Genomic DNA, 16,462 nt, shown 5'->3' with positions numbered 1-16,462 from the left:
AAAATCCCCCCTTTTTGAACTATTACTTATATACGAATGAATCATTACTCATTACGTATATACATTAATATATTCTAAGTTTTTACATATTTCTACTATAAAATGTAAATATTTTCTCTATAGTACGTGAATTTTGTTCATATTAATATTCAAAAAATAGGACAAAGTAATTGCTATATAATAATCTACCATAGTTCATTCGTCTATTTTTCAGAATTTTCTATTTTATAAGTTATTTAACTATAAAATTAATAGCTCATTTATCATAATAATATTGCTGAAAATAAAATAAAAAAAATCACTAAATTGGTCGCCCAAATTAGTGATTTTTTCAATTTCAATATTATTTTGCTTCTACTGTCGCAACGTCTACAATACGACCTTCTGTTGTATATTTGATTTCTTTCATTGATAAAAGTTGTTCTTTTAAGTTTTCCCAATCCGATAGTCCTAAATCAGTTACACGGCCATCTTCATATGCCTTCTTGAACATATCAAATCCGTCGCCGCCTTTAGCAGTAAAGGCATTTGTTGCAACTGTGTAAGTTTCGGTATCCGCTACATCAACATACGTTTTTGTCGCTTCGTCATAATATTTGACTGAAACTACGCGAGAGCCAGCTTCTTTAGAAGAATCGTACTCTAGCTTAGCACCTGAAATGTGTAGGAACCCGCCACTTTCTTTTGGAGCATCTTTAACAGCATGTTCAAATGCAGCTTTTATCTCAGCACCTGTAACATCCATCAATGCTAGCGTATTACCAAATGGTAACACTGTAATAACTTGGCCAGTTGTAATATTACCTGCTGGAATTGCAGCACGAATACCACCACCGTTTTGCATTGCCATTACAACTTTTTTATCCGTATATTGTTTCGCTTTTGTAAGCATACCGTCTGTAATAATGTTTCCTAAAACTGTTTCGCTATTACGTACACCAACTTTAATAGTTTCAGAAGTACGTGGACTTACTAACTCTTCCGTTAATGTAACCCCAATTTCAGCTGAAGAAATAGCATCCACTTTTTCTTTAAATGGTGCTAACATTTTTAAACCTTCTGCATCATCAGCAAGTTTACCGATTTCAACTAATTGTCCTTCATGCTTAACAATGACACCATTTTCATCGAATTCAACATTCAATGTACCTAGGAAACTAGCATACTCTTTCGCTTGCACAATTAATGTTACATCTTTTTTCTCGCCTACTGTATTCGTATCCACAACGAATGGCTCTTTAAGCTCTGTATGTGAGTGACCACCTACGATAATATCAATTCCAGGTACTGATTTTGCTAGAATTTGATCATTATCATATGCAGGATTATCATCAAATCCGATATGTGTTAAGGCAATAATTTTGTCTACACCTTTATCTTCAAATGCTTTTACTGCTTTTTTCGCTTCTTCAATATAATTTTCAAACGCAATACTTCCTGGTGAAGCGATATCTTCCGTTTCAGCAGTCGTTAAACCGAAAATACCTACTTTTTCACCGTTCACTTCTTTAATCATACCCGCATAGATTTTGCCGTTCTCCGGCTCACTTGACACTAAATCCGAGAATAACCCAGTAAATAATGCATCCTTAGAAAAATCAACATTTGCCGTCACTACCGGGAATTGCGCTGCTTTAATGAAGTCGACCAATGCTTTATGTCCCTCTGGTGAAGAACCTAAATCAAATTCATGGTTTCCTAATGTAATTGCATCAAATTTCAGTGCATTTAAAAACGGTAAATCTGCTTGTCCCTCAAACTCATTAAAGTAAAGTGTACCGCTGAAAATATCACCAGCATGCAGAAGTAAGGAATCCGGCGTTGTTGTACGATAATCTTTGACCGCTGTCATTAATTTTGGAAGCATTTCTACACGTGCATGTGTGTCGTTTACATGCATAATCGATAATTTGTAGTTATCATTTTCTGATTCTGGAGTTGGTTCTGGCTCTGGAGCTGGTGTTGCACCTGCTAACATCGTAGCTAATACACTAGAAAGTTCTCCACGTGTAAGTTGTTTTGTTGGATTGAACACTACTTTTGCTTCTGTTAATAATGCTGTTGCATCAACCGGATAAACGGCAGAAACATTTGTTAAAATTTTTGCAAATTGATTATGTGTAATTTTATCTGCTGTACGGAATGTACCATCTTCATAACCATTTACAAAGCCTGTTGCTACTAATGCAGCAATTTGGTTGTAATATTGATTTGAAGTTTCGATATCTTTGAAATTAGGATTCTTTACATTTGTTGTATCAAGTTTTAAAGCACCTGCAATCATCTTAGCTGCTTGTCCACGTGTAACAGTTGTATCCGGCTTAAATGTACCATCGCCAAATCCTTTTACAACGCCTGCAGCTGTTAATGCATTAATTCCATCCGCATATGGATGGTTAGCACTTACATCTGTAAAAATTGCTTCTTCTGCTAAAACACCTGTTGCGCCAACAGCTACTGCAGTAAATGCTGCTAAAGCTGTTACTGAATACATTTTCTTTTTCTTCATAAAAAAACCCCCAATAATATTTTTACCTACCTTTTTGATAGTAGCTGAATATTATAGAAATTTCCACATTTTCTGAAAAATTAATGTAAAATTAACAAAATATTGCGTTCTTTATGTATTTTGAGGTTTGTGTTTATACGAACAATTCTGGATTATTCTTTTCATTTATACGTTTCTACTAATTCCAAAAAATTTTATTTAACGATAGTATTTTGATATTAGACTTTAAATTCTATTTATTAATCGCGAGAGAATTTATTCGACACTATTTTTATTATTCGACACCTCATTTCCAGGCAATTTCAAACATAAAAAAAGTAGCACAAACCAAATACATGGTTTGTGCTACTTATGTTAAACAGTATTATTGTTGTGCAGCTTTAGCACGTAATACCATTTGTAGGATACCACCGTGACGGTAGTAGTCTACTTCTACTTCTGAGTCGAAACGAGCTAATGCTTTGAACTCAGTTACTTTACCTTCTGGAGAAGTTGCAGTAACAGTTAGGATATCACGTGGTTTAACATCATCTGTTAAGTTAACGTCGATGATTTCGTCACCTTTTAATCCTAATGAATCAGCAGAATCGCCATCCATAAATTGTAGTGGTAATACGCCCATCATTACTAGGTTAGAACGGTGAATACGCTCATAAGATTGTGCGATTACAGTTTTAACGCCTAATAAGAATGTACCTTTAGCAGCCCAGTCACGAGATGAACCCATACCGTAGTCGTTACCAGCTAATACTACTAAGCCAGTACCTTGCTCTTGGTACTTCATGCAAGCATCGTAAATGTACTCAACTTCGCCTGTTGGCCAGTAAGTAGTGAAACCACCTTCTGTACCTGGAGCGATTTGGTTACGGATACGGATGTTCGCGAATGTACCGCGCATCATAACTTCGTGGTTACCACGACGAGATCCGTAAGAGTTGAAGTCACGGATTGCAACACCGTTTTCGATTAAATACTTACCAGCTGGTGTATCTTTACCGATCGCACCTGCAGGAGAGATATGGTCAGTAGTGATAGAGTCACCGAACTTAGCCATTACACGCATTCCAGCTAATGTTTGGATAGCATCTGGCTCTTTAGAAAGACCAGTGAAGAATGGTGGGTTTTGGATGTAAGTTGATTTTTCATCGAAAGTATATAAGTTTTCAGTTGAAGTTTCGATTGCATTCCAAGCTTCGTTAGCAGTGAATACTGTTTCGTATTCTTTTTGGAATAATTCACGAGTAACAACTTTATTTAATACTTCATTAACTTCTTCAGTTGATGGCCAGATGTCAGCGAAGAATACATCTTTACCGTCTGGAGTTTGTGCGATAGCGTCTTTTTGTAAGTCGATATCTACAGTACCAGCTAAAGCGTAAGCAACAACTAATGGTGGTGAAGCTAAGAAGTTAGCTTTTACTAATGGGTGTACACGGCCTTCGAAGTTACGGTTACCTGATAATACAGAAGTTACGAATAAATCGTTTGATTTGATTGCTTCTTCTAATTCTGGTAATAACGGACCTGAGTTACCGATACATGTTGTACAACCGTAACCTACAGTGTTGAAACCGATTTGGTCGAAGTAGTCTTGTAAACCAGACTCTTCTAGGTAACCAGTTACAACTTTAGAACCTGGTGCTAAAGAAGTTTTAACCCACTTAGCAGGTTTGATTCCTAACTCAACCGCTTTTTTAGCAACTAAACCAGCAGCTAATAATACGTATGGGTTAGAAGTGTTTGTACAAGAAGTGATTGCAGCGATTGCTACAGCACCTGCTGGAATTTCTACGTCACCTTCTGCAAATTTAGCAGTAGATGTTTTAGAGAATTCTTCTTCTGTTAAACCGAAACCTTGAGTACCTTGTGGAGCTACTACTGATTCACGGTAAACACGTTTCATTTCAGTTAAAGGAATTAAATCTTGTGGACGTTTAGGACCAGAAAGGTTAGCTTCGATATCCCCAAGGTTAATTTCTAATACGTCTGTGTATACTGGCTCTAAGTCAGCATCAAAGAACATGTCGTTAGCTTTTAAGTAAGCTTCAACAACAGCAATGTGCTCTTCGTCACGGCCAGTTAAACGCATGTAGTTTAATGATTCTTCGTCAACTGCGAAGAAACCACAAGTAGCACCATATTCTGGAGCCATGTTAGAGATTGTTGCACGGTCAGCAAGTGGTAAAGCAGGTACGCCAGGTCCGAAGAACTCAACGAATTTGTTTACTACACCACGAGCACGTAATACTTGTGTTACTTTTAATGCTAAGTCAGTTGCAGTTGTACCGTTTGGTAATTCGCCAACTAATTTAACACCGATAACATCAGGAATTGGGAAGTAAGATGGTTGACCTAACATACCAGCTTCAGCTTCGATACCACCAACACCCCAACCTAGAACACCGATACCGTTGATCATAGTTGTGTGAGAGTCAGTACCTACTACTGAGTCAGGGAATGCGATTAAACCGTCTTCTGTTTCGTTAACGTGTACGATTGGAGCTAAATACTCTAAGTTAACTTGGTGTACGATACCTGTTGCAGGTGGTACAGCACGGAAGTTATCATAAGCAGTTTGAGCCCATTTTAAGAAGTTATAACGTTCAGCGTTACGTTCGAACTCTAAATCCATGTTCGCTTGTAAAGCTGCAGCATTACCGTATTTGTCTACTTGTACTGAGTGGTCAATTACAAGGTCAACTGGGATAGCTGGGTTGATTTTAGCTGGGTCTCCACCCATTTCTTTCATTGCAGAACGTAATGAAGCTAAGTCAACTACTACTGGTACACCAGTGAAATCTTGTAATACAACGCGTGAAGGCTTGAATGGTACTTCAGCTTCTTGGTTGTGAGAACCGAAATTTGCTAAATCGTTTACGTGCTCTTCTTTAATTACATAGTTGTCATATTGACGTAATACTGATTCTAATAATACTTTAATTGAATAAGGTAGGCGTGAAATTTTTGCGATACCAGCTTCTTCAAGAGCAGCTAAACGGTAGTAGTTGTAAGTCTTACCGTTCACTTCAAATGAAGAACGACTGTTGTGTAAGTTTGCCATTTTTGTGTTCCCCCTAGTTTTTTCATAATCGAAAAGGTTATAAAGCTCTTTTCTCCACATTCAATAATAACGCATTATTATACATAAGTAAATTGCATTATTATTATCTTTTACAATAAGTTTTAATTATGACCTATCGGAAATACATATTTATTCTACAATATTATTTAGAATTCCTACGTCGTTAAAAAGTTAGCCTCACACTATACTTACCAACAATTTCCTTATTCAAATTAAATCCTATTTAGATGGAGGGTTTTCATTGCTTCATAACATTTTTCCACAAAATTCATTATAGCAGTAAAATAAAAGTTAACCTAACTTTATCCACCGCTGTATGAATATCGATACGGTACTCCGTAACTTTTCATGTCGATTTGCAAATTTCAAATAGAAGTAAAGTGTTTTGCTTAAATTTAATTGATTAGTTCTTGCTTTATACCAAAGTGCACTATACCCCTGCGCGTAAGCAGATGCTTCTAGCTGGTCAAAAAGCTGTTCAAACCATTCAATGAATAAATCTTCCTCAATACCCTTTACTATCAAGGCGTTAATGACATTGCAAAAACGTTCGTCTTCATCATCAATGAATACATAGTCTTTCCATAAATTTGCACGGATCGCCTGCAATATTTGGAAAGTAAAGCGAATTGAATACTCGGGGTGTTCGATAATTGCACATAAGAGCTCACACGCATTTGCAACACTATGCGCCCAACCGGACTTTATATTAACATAGCTGCGTAAATCCTGTTCCTTTGTTAATAAATCAATCGCATTTTGTGTAATCTGTTCCAATTGTTCCTTATTTAAATAGGAAAGTTGTCGATCAGCATTTACAATTGCCGCCAAATACAGGGCAGAATATGACCGTTGAAAAACCGCGCCTGTCCCACTTTCACCAATATTGGCAAGTAGACCTTTATCCGCAAAAAGATGATCGACAAATTGATTAATCACCTTTTCGCTTAGCGCATTTTCCGTTAAAAGTTGGATAAACAAACGATAATTTAACTGGTCTCGAATGGCAGCATCTTCCTTGCCAACTCCATCCAGTAAATTTTCCACAATGGTAGGATTCAACTGAATATAATGTTTTCGTTCATCTACCGACATTTCAAATAATTCATCATAATCTTCCACTAACAAAAAAACGCCCCCTAAATCATATACCCATTATTATCTATACCATTGTAAGAGACGGTAAGCTTTTTGACTAGGAGAACGTACGCAAAATTGGAAAGGGATGATTATCAATACCAATTTGCACCTATAGAACGAACGCATCACCAGCTTCAAAAAGTTCATTTACTTCAATGACACGATCTGAAAATTTCTGGACGACATTTAAATCAATTGCATTAAATAAATTTGTTAAAACAACAGCTGTACATTCGAATTGTTTTTTCTTTTTTAAGTGATTAAATTCTTCGACAAATCTCGTTGGCAAAAAACTCGAACCATCCGTAACAAACAATAGATCCGCTTTATTGAACTCACTTTTCAATAAAATATTTAACGATTCACGAAGAGGTAACTCGTAATTCGTACCGCCACCTAAGAAGCTATTGCTGAATTGGATTAAATCGTCGGTAGTCGCTTGACCTTTTCTAAAAAAGACAACTTCTCCTATATTTGTAGCAAATGGAACAATGGCAAAATCTCTCTTTTGCTTTTTAGCGATTGTTAACAGCGCAATACAAAATGCTTTGCTCTGCTCTTTTATCGCTGTCATGGAACTGCTTTCATCAATACAGACAATAATGGGTCCCTTCCCTTTACGTGCTTTCCCTTTCGTACCAAATACGAAGGTCTGCTGTTCACTTAGTCGTTTTAAAAAATCCAGCTTACTTGGCCTCATCATATAATTGGCTAATTCGAGCGGTAGTATTCGCGACACTTCATGCCCGGTTGAAATATTTCGAAATTCCATATTACGCTGATTTTTCATCTTTTGTTTTTTCATGGCGATTTTTTTAAAACGACCAACTAAGTCTGCAATGCGTTGCAGTTCCTTTCTCTGACCGATGACTGAAGCGAGTTTAAATTGATCTGACAACGGAATATTTTCAATTTTTTTGCCATCCATTGTACCAACTGTTCGAACAGCTTTTTTCGTATTGCGGATTTTCTTTTTATTTTCTTGGAGCATCATACTAATTGACGTTTCTCCAAGCTGTCGAATATGTGCTTTCATTTGTGCTGTACTGGCACCAAGTTCCTGACCGTTCTGTTGAGAATTTACAGCATACGTATCATTATTTAACAGCTCTAAATTTTGAAGCAGCTGTTCCGCAATACTGATTGATGTTAGGACACTTAATAAATCATCTCCCTGTGTTAAGGAGTGCCATTGAACGTATTCCTCATTTTTCAGTAGATGACGGATAAATTCGAATTGTGTATCATCGACACGATCGATATTTCCTTTTAAGATTGGCTCCTTATGATAAAAGGCATACCAGCAATCCCCAATTAAATTCGTAAAACCGGCAACTTTTCTTTCACCTGCTACACAGCTGTCATTTAACCTTGCCGCCATTTTTAAAAGCTCGTTGAAACGTTCTTTATAAGTCGCGCTGATGTCGAAAACAGATCGACTATAAAATACAAATACGTTACCTCTCAAGCATTGTTCACCACCTTAAAGCATAATTTAAAATCCGATAACATCCGACGTAATTCGTAGCAACTGTTTATGCATTTCAGTTTTTAAACTTTGTAATTCCGGCCGATTAGGTATTTGGCGATTCATGTTTTGCACTTCCATAAACAATGATTTCCCCTGCATTAATAATTGACTAAGTTCTGTTCGTGCTATCGGTGTCCTATGAAGTAATGTAGTTTGTGCAGTCAGCATAATCGTTTCGAATTCAGCTGTCGTACGGTGAATAAACGCATCTACTGTATCAAAGGCAATCTCATGAATAATTTCTTTCGCCGAACTTTTTTGATCGCTTGTTTCCCATAAAACATTCGCCATTATCGCTAAATCTTCTCTAACAACTTCTGTTCTTCCAGCTAAGTAAGCTTTCGCCCTTAAGATGGACAGGGACTGTTTAAACCGGCGATCAGAAGGTCTTATTCCCTCGTCTTTTAGTGCTTGACGAATTTTAGCAATCATTTTAAGAATGCCGTCCGAAACGTCAATATTCGCTACTAGTTCCTGGTGCTCATAAAGCTCTTCCAGCGATATTTTTGAAACATTTTTTTCATTTTGATCTTTCAACATAGAGATGAAGGAATCCTCATTACGAATATAATCAACTTCATAGCGAAGCAAAAAACGGTCAAATAACGCTTCCAGACCTTCGCCTTCTTCTATATATTCATTGGAAGAACCTACAATTGTTAAAAGCGGAGAAGGTATTGGAACTCCATTGTTATAATAAATTCGCTCATTAATGAGTGTAAGCAACGAATTTAATATAGCTGAATTTGCTTTAAAAATTTCGTCGATAAATGCAAAATGCGCTTCAGGTAGCATATTGGTTACATTCCGTCTATAAATTCCCTGTTCCAAATCCTTCAATGACAGCACGCCAAATAACTCTTCCGGTGTACTGAAAGGTGTCAGCAAATGCTGAAAGTAACGGCTTTCATCGACAATGGAGCCAAGCATTGACGATAACACACTCTTACCTGTACCCGCTGGACCTATAAATAACACATGTTGTTTAGATAAAAGTGCAATTAATAATGCCTCGACTTCTTCTTCCCTATCATAAAAACATTCATTTAATTGTTGTTGGATAATTTGTAGTTGCTTTTCCATATTACACTCCCTTTTCTTCTACTAAGAAATCTGCAATGTATGGATTTTATGTATGATGTATTTCTCTTCCTATTTAAAGTTTCACTTCCTACGTGATTTTTAAACCTATTTCTTGAATTTGACAGGTCTTTCATTTAATTGGAGGAATAATTCAGGTCGTTTTATACTATTTTAAATAGTAGTAACTAAAACTTTTTTTATGTAATTTTTAAATTAAATGATTATTTTCGTTATTTTACGTGAACATATTACATATAGCATGTTTTGCAGGAGGAATCGTATGGTGATAGTAAAAGTGTCTACTTCATTTTTTTCAACGGTGAAAACAATCAGCCGAGCTGTTCAAAAGGCAACAAATGACGACATAATCGTCGTAAATGCCGGCAAATATAAAGAGACGTTAACTTTTCTGGACAGTAGAACAATTACTGCTAAAAATGCAGGAACCGTTGTCGTAGAAGGAGCGATACTCATCGCTAAAGCAGCTGTCGTTACTTTTGAAAACATGACCATTCAACCTACGTCGCAAATTTTTGTAGAAGGTCAGTTAATTTTAAAGAACTGTGTTATTCAAGGTGGTCTAACAAACGTCCTAATCGCAATGAAGGGCGGCACTGCACATTGTGAGAAAACCCATTTCAGAGATGCACCGGATATTGGCGTAACCCTCATTTCCGACAGTAAAGCACATTTCGAATACTGCCATTTTGAACAAAACAAAAAAGTGCATTTACTCTTGGAAAACTCCACTGCCCACTTGGAAAATTGCGAGCTTTCAAAAGGTAATCAGGCGATATGGGCTAAATCGAATTCAAAGGCCTATTTAAATAATGTAAAAGTCCATCACCATTCAGGTACACAAATAGTCATACAGGACCATTCGCTATTGGATATAAAAGAAAGTGAAATCAAGCAAGGCGAAGGTAACGGGATATATGCATCCGAACATTCGATAATTCATCTCGCTCAAACTACAGTTCATCATCATACCCTTCCCCAATTATGGATTCAAAAAAGCTCCTTGAACATTAGCGAGTGTCAAATACAGCATGGAAGTGAATCGGGTATTATGCTGCGGGAATATGCGGAAGCAACGATTTCCGATACTGTGCTTTCATTTCATAAAATAGCCAATGTGCAACTGACATTTGAATCTTTGTTGAATATGACAAATAGTGAAGTACTTAATAGTCAGGGAGTTGGCATTCAATTAAAGGAAAAATCAATTGCCAACTTTACTGATACGGTGTTTGCACATAATGTCCTACCGCAACTTTTCATCACGGAAAATTCGATCTGTACATTAAAAAGTGTAACGATTGAGGATGGAAAGCAGATTGGAGTCTTTGCGGAGAAAGGGTCTTCTTGTTCCATAGTATCCAGTACGATTACAGGCCATAAAAATGCGGCACTTACGGTAATCGAAGCAGAAATGTTTCTGTTGAATACAACAATTCATCATAATAATGGGAATGGGCTATTTGCCGTTAATAATGCAAAGGCGACGTTGGATAACTGCCAATTTAATCATAACGATCTGGCGCATATTGCCGGGAAAAACGACAGCACGATTCATATTAGTCACAGTGAATTAACGGGTGGAAAAAGTATTTTTGTTATTGACCATTGCCAATTGGACATTATCGATTCTATCATTAAGGATGGAACCGGTGCCCAAATAGAAATGATTGATCATATCAATGCCACTATCCAAAATTCCAAAATCATTGACGGGCAAACGAACGGAATAATAGCGATGAAAGATACATCGGTGAATATTATTGAAAGTCAAATTTCCTCGCATAAAATGCCACAGGTAATTGTCAATGATAGTTCGATTATTTTCAAAAACAGTGAATTGCTCGAAGGCGAACGGAATGGTTTTATTATTAAAAATCATGCCGAGGCATTGATTCAAGATTCATTCATTTCCAATCACGGCTATCCGCAAATATGGATTGACTCGGAATCTACCGTTGAACTGAAAGCAACACAGCTAACTGAAGGTCGTGAATCGGATATTTATGTGCAAAACAACTCCGTATTGCATGCTTCAAACTGCATCATACAAAACGCAAAGTTCAACTTTAATATTCAGGCAGTTAATTTTTCTAAAATTTATCTCGCTGAAACAATGGTAGACAATTCGTTTGGTTCGAAATTTTACAGTGAGAACAACAGTCAAATTACTTACAACATGGATGAGATAAGCTAAATAGTATGCTACCTGTATGTTAATAAACGTCAGGTAGTTTTTTTGTTGATGCTTTTTAGGTGCTCGACCTTTCAGAATAAATCCAAGTTAAATAAGGTTTTAGGTTGCATCTCAAATAATTTATGAGAAAATAAATTGTTGGAAAGGAAGTATCGAACTAAAATGACTACATTAGAAAAACAAAGCATTACGACAAGCTACGACCCATGGGAAGCCTATATGGATATCGAAAAACATGGTAAGTTGACTTTATCGAATATTGAATTCACTACTACTACATTATGCAACATGCGCTGTGCACACTGCGCAGTTGGCTATACATTGCAGACTAAAGATCCCGATGCTTTACCAATCGATTTAATTTTAAAGCGTTTGGATGAGATTCCTCATCTTCAAACAATCTCAATCACAGGCGGAGAACCAATGATGTCACGTAAATCTGTACGTGAGTATGTTTTACCGCTTTTAAAATATGCGCATAGCCGCGGTGTCCGTACACAAATGAACTCCAATTTAACAATTGATGGTGAGCGTTACCTCGAAATCGCGCCATATCTAGACGTACTGCATATTTCCCATAACTGGGGTACTATTGAGGAATTCGTTGAAACTGGCTTTGCGATGATGGAACGGAAACCAACATTTGATCAGCGTGCCGCTTTATTTCAGCGTATGATTGATAACTCAAAAATGCTTGCTGAAAATGGGGTCATGGTATCTGCAGAAACGATGTTGAACAAAAAAACATTGCCTTACTTAGACCATATCCACAAGCAAATTGTAGAGGAAATGAAATGTGCGCGTCATGAAATCCACCCAATGTATCCATCAGATTTCGCCAGTGCCTTAACTTCATTATCACTTGTGGAAACGCGTGAAGCGATTCATCATTTACTGGATATTCGCGATGAAAAAACTTGGATGCTGTTTGGAACTCTTCCCTTTTACCCTTGCAGTAAAACCGAGGAAGACCAAAAATTACTGGACCGCTTACGCAACGCTCCAAATGTAACAATGCGTAATGACCCGGACGGACGTTCTCGTTTAAATATTAATATTTTCACAGGTGACGTTATCGTAACAGACTTTGGAGATACACCGGCTTTAGGCAATATTACGTCCGATTCGTTACCGGTAATTTTTGATAAATGGCTTGAAACGGATTTGGCGAAAAGCCTTAACTGCCACTGCCCTGCTGTAAAATGCCTCGGCCCTAATGTACTCGTTAAAAACATGTATTATCAGGACGAACAATTTATTAGTGGTTCAGTAAAATAACAGAGTCGTAATTGAAGAACAAACTAATATTATTTGAATTGATTGGAGGGAAGACTTCTGGGGGAAACGCACGATGCCTGTGACAAATAGCTCGCTTTGCTCTCTCTGAAAGTTTCCCTGTAAATGAAATTAATTTTAAGATAAGCAAAAAGTGGGCTGGGATAGAAGTAGAAATTTTCATTAAATAAGGAAAAGACCCTTATTTTAAAACGTCTACTTTAAAATTGATTGGAATGGAGGGCGACTCCTGCGGGAACAGCACGACGCCTGAGACTACAGGCTCAGGCCGTGCCCGCGGAAAGCGTCCCGGAATGGAAATCAATTTTTTATGCTAGCAAAAAATGTCATTTCTCTCAAGGAGAATAATGGCATTTTTTAGGTTGTGTCTAAGTTCCTTTTCGTTGTGTCCAAATGCTGATTAACTCAGTTGAACTTATAAAAGCTATCGCAACATCTTGGTCACATGATATTATAGTAGAAGATTATTTAAAGGAGCTATACCCTATATGGACAATTTACGTGAGCAATGGTTTGGAAATATACGTGCGGATGTACTTGCAGGTTTAGTTGTTGCATTGGCACTGATTCCGGAAGCAATTGCTTTTTCTATTTTAGCAGGAGTAGATCCGATGGTCGGATTGTATGCCTCCTTTGTTATCGCTGTCACAATCAGCTTTGTTGGCGGACGCCCAGCAATGATCTCTGCAGCAACGGGTGCGATGGCCCTTGTTATCGTCTCACTTGTAAAGGACCACGGATTACAGTATCTATTAGCCGCCACAATCCTAACAGGAATTATTCAAATTATTTTTGGTGTATTAAAAATTGCAAGACTAATGAAGTTTATCCCAAACGCTGTCATGATTGGTTTTGTAAACTCATTAGCCATTTTAGTCTTTATCGCTCAAACACCTCACTTTATCGGTGGAAACCTCATGACATGGGTGTTTTTACTCGGGACGATTGTGCTGATATACTTAATTCCACTTTTTATTAAAGGAATCCCGGCGCCTCTTATAGCGGTCGTCATCTTAACAGTAGTCGCCATTTATTCTGGGTTTAATTTAAACACAGTTGGAGATATGGGAACAATTACGCAATCCCTACCTTCTTTTTTCATTCCTGATATTCCGTTTACTTTTGAAACATTGATGATTATTTTACCTTATTCTTTAGCTTTAGCTGTTGTCGGCTTGGTGGAATCTTTATTAACGGCTTCAATTCTGGATGATATGACCGTATCAGAAAGTGACAAAAATAAAGAAGCCCGTGGACAGGGAATTGCCAATGTCATCAATGGCTTTTTCGGAGGTATGGCCGGCTGTGCTATGATCGGGCAATCAGTCATTAATGTAAAGTCCGGTGCAAGAGGTCGTTTGTCTACTTTTGTGGCTGGTGTATTTTTAATGTTTTTAATATTGGTTTTAGGAGACTATGTCGTGCAGATTCCAATGCCTGTACTCGCTGGTGTTATGGTTGTTGTGTGTATTACACAATTTGACTGGCATTCGTTTAAATATGCGGTGACAGCACCAAAGAAAGACGTTTTTGTTATGCTGCTTACAATTGGTGTCGTATTGTATACGCACAATTTAGCACTAGGTGTTGTGGCAGGTATTGTTGTAAGTGCCCTATTCTTTGTCAATGAAATTTCCCGTGTTACGATTTCTCAGCAAGGCACTACTTATTTCGTAAAAGGTCAGTTATTCTTTGCGTCAACAGAAAGCTTTATCGACTATTTCAAATCAAATTCAGTTGAGCAACCTTCTATTCAAATTGACTTTGCACAATGTAAAGTTTGGGATGATTCAGCAATTGGGGCTTTAATGAAGGTAAAAGATCAACTTAAAGCGAAAAATATAGAGGTAGCCTTCTTAAATATTGATGAATCGAGCAAACAGCTCATGAAAAAATTAACAGGTACTACATTAACCGATTAGGAGTGGTATTATGTATCAACATATTTTACTAGCCGCAGATGGTTCCGAAAACTCGTTTCGAGCAGCTAAGGAAGCTGTAAAAATAGCAAAATTAACCCATGAAACAATGGTAACTATAATTTTTGTCATTGATATGGTAAAAGTGAAAACTGAAGTATTGCATGCGAGTTCCAATGAAGGTCTTTATATGGAGCGTCGCCAAAAGATTGTACCGATTGAACAATTATTCAAAGATGAGCAAATCAAATGCAAGGTAGAAATGATTCACGGATCACCCGCCCCAGAGATTATTAAATATGCCAATACACAAAATATAGATTTAGTCGTAATCGGCAGCCGTGGCTTAAACAGTTTGCAGGAAATGGTTTTAGGAAGTGTATCGCATAAGGTGATGAAACGTGTTCAATGTCCTGCTATGATTGTCAAATAAAGCATAAGAGGCTGGGACAAAATCCTCCTCAAAAATAAAGCCGTTCAAACTTACTCATCGTAAAATTTGAACAGCTTTATTTTTGTGTCTGCCCTGTAGCCGTTGTTCTCCGTTACGGCGGACGCTTTCCTGGGGGCACGGCTCGAGCCTGTAGTCTCTCCCACGTGCTCCTGCGATTACTCGTCGCAAAATAAATTTTGCTTGTCCCCAAGGAGTCGCCGCCTTCACTACGAACAACTAATTTTTCTTCTATATCAAAAAAATCTCTGCATAATTTCAAGCATGAAAAAGGACATTCTGTAAAAGAATGCTTGCAACTGCTATCTCTCCATAATATCTATTACTTTATGGTAGGAAGCCAAATTGATGGTATGATTTCCTTTTGTATATAATACGTTAGCCCCTTCTCGTTCTCCTTTTTTCCAACCATTTAATTTCAGAACAATTTCATAATCAAGTGGTATCCCATTTTCCTCGGAAGCCCTTGACCAATTATAACTTTTCACTCGTTCACTCTCTTGAACTAATTCCGCTTTTATTGGAATAGGGAAACCGTATAAATCTTCGGTTATTTCATAATTAAAATTAGAAGAAACTAAAATAATCCCTATTAAAATGAATATTATAGCAATTGCCAATCCAACTTTTTTCTTTATTGCACTCACCTCATCGTAAATTTTTATAACAATGGCAATTAACTGTATGATCATTTACCATACCGACCGCCTGCATATAGGAATAGCAAATGATACTTCCGACAAATTTAAATCCGTCTTTTTTTAATTGTTTACTCATCTGATCACTAATCTCGGTTGTAATTGGAACGTCTTGCGGGTTTTCCCACGCGTTGATAATTGGCTTGCCATCAACAAAGGACCATATATAATTTGAAAAAGAGCCATATTTCTTTTGAATCGCAAGGAAACTTTTCGCGTTTGAAACAACACTATTGATTTTCAGTTGATTCCGTATAATGCGCTCATCGTTTTTTAATGCCGTTAATTTGTCTTCATCATACTGAACGATTTTATTGGCATTAAATTGATCAAATGCTTCTATGTATCCTTCTCTGCGCTTTAAAATCGTCAGCCAGCTCAATCCTGCCTGTGCCCCTTCAAGACAGAGCATTTCAAACAATTTCCGGTCATCATAAACCGGTACTCCCCATTCCTCATCGTGATATTTCACATAAATCGGCTCATTTAACTTCACCCAACTACAACGCTCCATGTTATCACCGCATCCTTGTTTTAT

At 37.2% G+C, this 16,462-nt stretch carries 11 protein-coding genes; 4 read left to right on the top strand and 7 right to left on the bottom strand.

Annotated elements, in window-relative coordinates; all coding sequences use genetic code 11:
• Nucleotides 1-343: 343 nt before the first annotated feature.
• The 5 genes from MHH95_RS12480 to MHH95_RS12460 form a co-directional block, all read right to left on the bottom strand.
• The gene (locus MHH95_RS12480; protein WP_340727841.1) at nucleotides 344-2,509 is read right to left on the bottom strand and encodes a 5'-nucleotidase C-terminal domain-containing protein; all 2,166 of its coding nucleotides are present in this window, start codon (nucleotides 2,507-2,509) and stop codon (nucleotides 344-346) included.
• A gap of 364 nt (nucleotides 2,510-2,873) precedes the next feature.
• Nucleotides 2,874-5,570 carry an aconitate hydratase AcnA gene (gene acnA, locus MHH95_RS12475; RefSeq protein WP_340727840.1) on the bottom strand — a complete coding sequence of 899 codons (2,697 nt, stop codon included), beginning with the start codon at nucleotides 5,568-5,570 and terminating at the stop codon, nucleotides 2,874-2,876.
• A gap of 312 nt (nucleotides 5,571-5,882) precedes the next feature.
• The gene (locus MHH95_RS12470) at nucleotides 5,883-6,713 is read right to left on the bottom strand and encodes a DUF2785 domain-containing protein (protein WP_340728759.1); all 831 of its coding nucleotides are present in this window, start codon (nucleotides 6,711-6,713) and stop codon (nucleotides 5,883-5,885) included.
• A gap of 127 nt (nucleotides 6,714-6,840) precedes the next feature.
• Nucleotides 6,841-8,199, bottom strand: coding sequence for a vWA domain-containing protein (locus MHH95_RS12465; RefSeq protein WP_340727839.1), 1,359 nt, complete (start codon nucleotides 8,197-8,199; stop codon nucleotides 6,841-6,843).
• A gap of 27 nt (nucleotides 8,200-8,226) precedes the next feature.
• Complete coding sequence (locus MHH95_RS12460) at nucleotides 8,227-9,345, bottom strand: AAA family ATPase (protein WP_340727838.1); 1,119 nt, start codon at nucleotides 9,343-9,345, stop codon at nucleotides 8,227-8,229.
• 280 nt (nucleotides 9,346-9,625) lie between these two features.
• Here MHH95_RS12460 and MHH95_RS12455 point away from each other — a divergent pair, with 280 nt between their 5' ends.
• From MHH95_RS12455 to MHH95_RS12440, 4 genes are all read left to right on the top strand, one after another.
• A complete protein-coding gene (locus MHH95_RS12455) occupies nucleotides 9,626-11,560 on the top strand; it encodes a right-handed parallel beta-helix repeat-containing protein (RefSeq protein WP_340727837.1) in 1,935 nt (644 codons plus the stop codon).
• A gap of 162 nt (nucleotides 11,561-11,722) precedes the next feature.
• A complete protein-coding gene (gene yfkAB, locus MHH95_RS12450) occupies nucleotides 11,723-12,838 on the top strand; it encodes a radical SAM/CxCxxxxC motif protein YfkAB (protein ID WP_340727836.1) in 1,116 nt (371 codons plus the stop codon).
• Nucleotides 12,839-13,344: 506 nt separating this feature from the next.
• Complete coding sequence (locus tag MHH95_RS12445) at nucleotides 13,345-14,778, top strand: SulP family inorganic anion transporter (protein WP_340727835.1); 1,434 nt, start codon at nucleotides 13,345-13,347, stop codon at nucleotides 14,776-14,778.
• A 10-nt stretch (nucleotides 14,779-14,788) separates the two neighbouring features.
• Nucleotides 14,789-15,208: a universal stress protein gene (locus tag MHH95_RS12440; protein WP_340727834.1), complete on the top strand. Its 420-nt coding sequence runs from the start codon at nucleotides 14,789-14,791 to the stop codon at nucleotides 15,206-15,208.
• Between the two features lie 320 nt (nucleotides 15,209-15,528).
• Here MHH95_RS12440 and MHH95_RS12435 read toward each other — a convergent pair whose 3' ends face one another.
• Together MHH95_RS12435 and MHH95_RS12430 are read right to left on the bottom strand one after the other, a co-directional pair.
• Nucleotides 15,529-15,918 carry a hypothetical protein gene (locus MHH95_RS12435; RefSeq protein ID WP_340727833.1) on the bottom strand — a complete coding sequence of 130 codons (390 nt, stop codon included), beginning with the start codon at nucleotides 15,916-15,918 and terminating at the stop codon, nucleotides 15,529-15,531.
• Nucleotides 15,875-16,438, bottom strand: a complete 564-nt coding sequence (locus tag MHH95_RS12430) for a DNA-3-methyladenine glycosylase I (protein ID WP_340727832.1) — start codon at nucleotides 16,436-16,438, stop codon at nucleotides 15,875-15,877. Before MHH95_RS12430 ends, MHH95_RS12435 begins: the two co-directional genes overlap by 44 nt.
• Between the last annotated feature and the right edge of the window lie 24 nt (nucleotides 16,439-16,462).

The organism is Solibacillus sp. FSL K6-4121 (genome assembly GCF_038002585.1).
Classification (GTDB): domain Bacteria; phylum Bacillota; class Bacilli; order Bacillales_A; family Planococcaceae; genus Solibacillus; species Solibacillus faecavium.
The sequence above is the reverse complement of the archived record's forward strand: the minus strand, read 5'-3'. Positions and strand labels throughout refer to the sequence as shown.